This is a genomic window from Microcystis sp. M_QC_C_20170808_M9Col (genome assembly GCF_007095495.1).
Taxonomy (GTDB): domain Bacteria; phylum Cyanobacteriota; class Cyanobacteriia; order Cyanobacteriales; family Microcystaceae; genus Microcystis; species Microcystis aeruginosa.
Genome location: NZ_SFBZ01000041.1, coordinates 1 through 4,637 on the forward strand (window position 1 = coordinate 1; position 4,637 = coordinate 4,637).

General features: G+C 47.6%; 6 protein-coding genes and 1 pseudogene. 3 read left to right on the forward strand and 4 right to left on the reverse strand.

The features are described from left to right. Positions 1-156 precede the first annotated feature (156 nt). Together EWV68_RS02740 and EWV68_RS02745 are read left to right on the forward strand one after the other, a co-directional pair. Positions 157-801, forward strand: a complete 645-nt coding sequence (locus EWV68_RS02740; protein ID WP_012266388.1) for a lysophospholipid acyltransferase family protein — start codon at positions 157-159, stop codon at positions 799-801. 558 nt (positions 802-1,359) lie between these two features. Continuing rightward, positions 1,360-1,638 (forward strand): hypothetical protein, encoded by a 279-nt coding sequence (locus tag EWV68_RS02745; protein ID WP_287168734.1) that lies wholly within the window; start codon positions 1,360-1,362, stop codon positions 1,636-1,638. Here EWV68_RS02745 and cbiB read toward each other — a convergent pair. Genes cbiB through EWV68_RS02760 form a run of 3 tightly spaced genes read right to left on the reverse strand, consistent with a single transcriptional unit; the run spans position 1,579 to position 3,426 of the window. After that, positions 1,579-2,559, reverse strand: a complete 981-nt coding sequence (gene cbiB / locus EWV68_RS02750; protein WP_287168736.1) for an adenosylcobinamide-phosphate synthase CbiB — start codon at positions 2,557-2,559, stop codon at positions 1,579-1,581. The two genes, EWV68_RS02745 and cbiB, sit on opposite strands and share 60 nt — an antisense overlap. Positions 2,560-2,561: 2 nt before the next feature. Continuing rightward, on the reverse strand, positions 2,562-3,035 hold the full coding sequence (locus EWV68_RS02755) for a GFA family protein (RefSeq protein WP_081106800.1): 474 nt from the start codon (positions 3,033-3,035) through the stop codon (positions 2,562-2,564). Continuing rightward, positions 2,983-3,426 carry an Rrf2 family transcriptional regulator gene (locus EWV68_RS02760; RefSeq protein WP_002783777.1) on the reverse strand — a complete coding sequence of 148 codons (444 nt, stop codon included), beginning with the start codon at positions 3,424-3,426 and terminating at the stop codon, positions 2,983-2,985. Before EWV68_RS02760 ends, EWV68_RS02755 begins: the two co-directional genes overlap by 53 nt. A 300-nt stretch (positions 3,427-3,726) precedes the next feature. Here EWV68_RS02760 and EWV68_RS02765 point away from each other — a divergent pair, with 300 nt between their 5' ends. Further along, on the forward strand, positions 3,727-4,116 hold the full coding sequence (locus EWV68_RS02765; RefSeq protein WP_002798186.1) for an AbrB family transcriptional regulator: 390 nt from the start codon (positions 3,727-3,729) through the stop codon (positions 4,114-4,116). Between the two features lie 263 nt (positions 4,117-4,379). Here the strand turns inward: EWV68_RS02765 and EWV68_RS02770 are convergent. Then, positions 4,380-4,493 (reverse strand): annotated as a pseudogene (locus EWV68_RS02770) (zinc ribbon domain-containing protein); the annotation flags it as partial. Between the last annotated feature and the right edge of the window lie 144 nt (positions 4,494-4,637).

Consider the following 4,637-nt stretch of genomic DNA (forward strand, 5'->3'; position numbering starts at 1 on the left):
TGCGCGCGACTTTTTACCCGGCCAAGCTTTTCTGGTCGGAACCCCCTAAGCCGAGTTTTCAAGGTGCTGCGCCGTCCACTTGGTTTTCGAGACTGGCCTTTTAATTCTAACGTAAAGCCGCCGTTCTACGGCGGGGTTTCAGACCCAAAATTTCCGATGAACCAGCCTCAAGAGCGAGAACCTTTTGCCAGTTTAGTTTTATATCATCTCTTTAAATGGTCGATCGTTAGCCCAACCCTACACGGCTATTTTCGCGGTCGCGTTTACGGAGTGGAAAATGTCCCCCGGCGTCATCCTCTGATTATCGTCTGCAATCACGCCAGTTACTTCGATCCACCCCTATTATCCTGTGCCGTGCGTCGTCCCGTAGCTTATATGGCTAAAGAAGAATTATTTACCATCCCGATTTTAAAACAGGCGATCGCTCTTTATGGGGCCTATCCCGTCAAACGCGGCAGTGGTGATCGGGGGGCAATTCGGGCGGCGATGGGAGCATTAGCGGCGGGCTGGGCAGTGGGATTGTTTCTGGAGGGAACGCGCACCGAGGACGGATTGATCCATCAACCAAAACTAGGCGCGGCGATGATTGCCGCTAAAGCGGGAGTTCCCCTGTTACCCGTCAGTTTGTGGGGGACAGAAAAGATTTTTCCAAAAGGTTCTTCTTTTCCCCATAGTATCCCCTTAACTATTCGCATCGGGGAAGTGCTGCCGCCACCGATTTCTAACAAAAGAGAAGCTTTACAGGCAGTTACCGAGCGCTGTGCCGAAATTATTAACGGATTACACGCCCTCGGACGCTAACTAGGGTCTGCGGCAAAAAGTTTTTCGTGGGGGCAGGGTGTGGGGTGTGGGGTGTGGGGTGTAGGGTGTGGGGTGTGGGGAAAAGGAAGAATAAATAAAAATAATCTCCTGACTCCTGCCTCCTGACTCGGAGTCTCCTGCCGGAAATGGTTTTTGTTGTGGGCGGGTTGGTGTGGGTGGTGTGGGGGGTGGGGGGAGTGTGTTCTGGGGTGTGGGGTGTGGGGTGTGGGGTGTGGGGAGAATAAATAAAATAATCTCCTATCTCCTGCCGACCGCCGACCGCCCCCTGCCGACCGCCTGATCTCAACAAGCAATTTAAATTACGAACAGCTTATCCAACAAGGTTTTTAGATTTATTCAGCAGACCCTAAATACGCGGGCAGCTTCTTAGATTTCTTTCCCCTACACTTTCAAGTCGGGAATCTAGGCTAAAATTGGCATAACTCGACCATCGCCTCGACCATGTTCTTTTTTGTCCTCGGCTTCAATCTAGGCTTAACTTTATTTAATTGCTTTCTAGTCTGGAAATTGTGGCAATTGCGGCGGATTTTAGGGCGAGTGACCAAAATTTTAAACCGGGTGGAACGACGTTTACACCACATTTTTTACCCCGCCCCCGAATATATTATCATCGCTGGGGCGAAAACCCATTATCTCAGACAAAACTATCAACGTCTCTGCGGACAGATACAGATACTGCAATCCCTATTCTTGACCTTCTCCCTGATTATCCGTTACTGGCAGCGTCAATCCCGTCAACGCCGTCGCCTCTGGTCGCTACAATTGAGCAAAATCTCTAGCAATCAAGCAGCTGACAGCGATCGCCAGCCAAAGTAATACACAAGTACGAGTTAAATTCAAAGCCTGTTCGACGGTTTTGACGGTAATCGGGTTGAGGTTATCGCCCAATAAAGGTTTTTCCACAATCTGGCCCCGATATTGATTTTTACCCCCCAATTGCACCCCCAAAATCGCCCCATAGACGCATTCACTCCAACCAGAATTAGGACTAGGATCCCGACGGGCATCGCGCCAACAAATGCTTAAAACCCGCCCCGGCCGGCCCGAAATTAGGGCGAGAGTTAATACCGTCAAACGACAGGGTAGCCATGTCAAAACATCCTCGCTTTTGGCACTAAACCAACCCATATGGGTGTAGGGTGGCCGACGATAGCCAATCATCGAATCGAGGGTACTAGCGGCTTTATAAGCGCAAGCGAGGGGTACTGGTCCCACCCCCAGAAAAGCACCGAGAAGGGCATAAAAAAGCGGCGCGGTAACTCCATCCACACCATTTTCACTGACGGTTTCTAATAGGGCGCGGAGGATTTCTTCCCGGCCGAGATTATCTGTGTCGCGACCAACGTATAAACTTAGTTGGCAACGAGCTAAGGTGATATTTTCCGCTTGTAAAGGTGCGATGACTGTTTCGGCAGCCCTGCGTAAACTTCTACCGGCTAAACAACTGGCCAAGAGAATCATTTGTACTAGGTAACTCAGCAGCAAATTGACCTGACCTAACCATTGGATTCCTAGCCAAGTTAAGACCCCGGCCAAGATAATTAAACCTAGTCCCAGAATTATGCCCGCTAAACGTTGGCAAATTTTTTCCCTTGTCCAATTAAGGATAACTTTTGTGGCAACGGCAATAATCGCCCCCATCACCTGCACTGGATGAATCCATCCCCAAGGATCGCCGATCAGATAATCTAAAACTGCCCCTAATACTAAAATGATCGCCGTTGCCGCTTCCTTCACAATTACTCCCTTTTCCCATCGATATCCCGAATTTTCTCAATATTGTCTTCCCAGTTAGCCCCATCAAAGAACTGGATCTGAAAATCCCCTAAGACATTACCCTCCAAACAGCGCAGGTTTATATCTATAGCGTCAGGATGGGAGCGGGGACGATAGAAAGGATGAATACCACAAACACGACAAAAATAATGTTGGGCTGTGTGGGTATTAAATGTATAGGTACTTAAGAAATCTTCACCGCTTAGGAGGGTAAATTGTGCTGAAGGAACAATCAGATGCAGAAAGCCTTTTTTCTGACAAATCGAACAATTACAGTCTAGAGCTTGATCCTGCTCGATCGCCACTTGAAAACGGATCGCTCCACAGTGACAACCCCCCCCATAAATCTTTGCTTGTGTTGTTGCTGTCATAACTTCTAAACTACTAAACAATAAAGCTGGTTTCCTCTCCCCTAGCGGCGATCCAGCTACGGGCATCGTAGTATAAATCGGCTAAAGTAATCTTCCCTAGGGCCTCTTTTAATTTCTCGTGTAGGTGTTTCCAGATAGTAAATGTCACCCAATCTTCTGCCTGTTCGTCCCTGGGATGATAGCCTGATAATGGCTCGATCGTCTCTCCCACTGCCTCCAGAATTTGCCCCAACGAGATCCGATTTGCCGGCCTGGCCAATTGATAACCCCCTTGCGCTCCCCGAAAGGAGCGAACTAACCCCGCTCGTCGCATTTCTATCAGCAATTTCTCTAGATAAGCGGCCGGGATATCTTGACGCAGGGCGATCGATTTTACCGATACGGGAGTTCCCCTCGGTTGTAAACTAAGATCCAGCAAGGCTTTAACACTATAGTGACCCCTAGTTGTTAGCTTCATTATCCCTCATTTTTACCTCTTGATCTCTATCCTACCCCCTGCCCTCATTGATGACAGAAAGGTTAACCTCCCTTCCCTCAGCATCTCGATCAACATTGGTAAATTCTGTTAAGATTTCGATCGAGAGATAGCCTGTAATCAATTACAATCAATTTCCTCAAGCAAGTGATAATTTTTAGTTTATACCGTGTAAGATGAGTGTAGAGAGCAATCGTAACCCGATTGTTTCTGGTCAGGGGAAGCAATTCTCCTCGACTGGCCTTGATGACCCTAACCTTTACTTATCTGCCGCGAACTTAAATGAACAAAACTACCAATCCAGAACCCCTGACTGGCCTCGAACTAATTGAGAAAGTTAAACAGCTAGGCAACCTCAGCAAAGAGGAAAAAGCCCGGGAATGCGGCTACTATACCATGACAAAAAATGGTATTGAACGCGTTAATATGATGAAATTTCTCAATGCTTTAATCGATGCCGAGGGAATTGACTTAGATAGCAGTGCCAATGGCCACGGACGAGGTGGGCGCTCGGCCAGCTACCGGATCAGTGTCCAATCCAATAATAATCTCCTAATCGGTTCGGCCTACACCAAAAAAATGGGACTCAAACCGGGAGATGAATTTGAAATTACTTTGGGGAGAAAACATATTCATCTCAAGCAAGTTGGTGCCAGCGACGACGACGAATAGCAATAATTAAGGAGAGAGCCGTTTAACTCTCTCCTTGCCATTAGTTGACATCCTCACCGCCGTAAACGGACGGTGATTCCTCACCACGCCACCTTTTTAAGATGGTCGCGTCAATGGGGTTAAACCCAAATTTTCGATAAGCTCTTGTCCATTGAAACTGGGTATTTTATCCTCAATCAGTCTTTAAGCATCTAGATCAAAGACTCCGTTCGATATGTCCGGTTAATTTTGTCCTATTAACCGCGTTTGACATACTCCCACCGTCAAGCTACGCTGTGACGGGGGATTCTTTCCACATCGCTGTTAGAAATTCCTTGTTCAACGAGACAGCTTAGATTCTCAATGTCTCCATTAAGAATCCAGAGGCCGGACTCTCCCCCCCCCTGCCCCTAGGGCTGTTTCATTTATAGCAATTCTTGGAGCTATGAGGTACAATGGAAAGCAAATAGACAAATAATAGAACTTACCAGCTTCCTATGAGACCCTATTCCGTAGATTTTCGCCAAAAAATTATCGATGTC

Bases quoted from the DNA above. Each gene is read 5' to 3' on its own strand.
- EWV68_RS02760 (WP_002783777.1), bottom strand. From the start codon at position 3,426: ATGAAGCTAACAACTAGGGGTCACTATAGTGTTAAAGCCTTGCTGGAT.
- EWV68_RS02755 (WP_081106800.1), bottom strand. From the start codon at position 3,035: ATGCCCGTAGCTGGATCGCCGCTAGGGGAGAGGAAACCAGCTTTATTG.
- EWV68_RS02740 (WP_012266388.1), top strand. From the start codon at position 157: ATGAACCAGCCTCAAGAGCGAGAACCTTTTGCCAGTTTAGTTTTATAT.
- EWV68_RS02765 (WP_002798186.1), top strand. From the start codon at position 3,727: ATGAACAAAACTACCAATCCAGAACCCCTGACTGGCCTCGAACTAATT.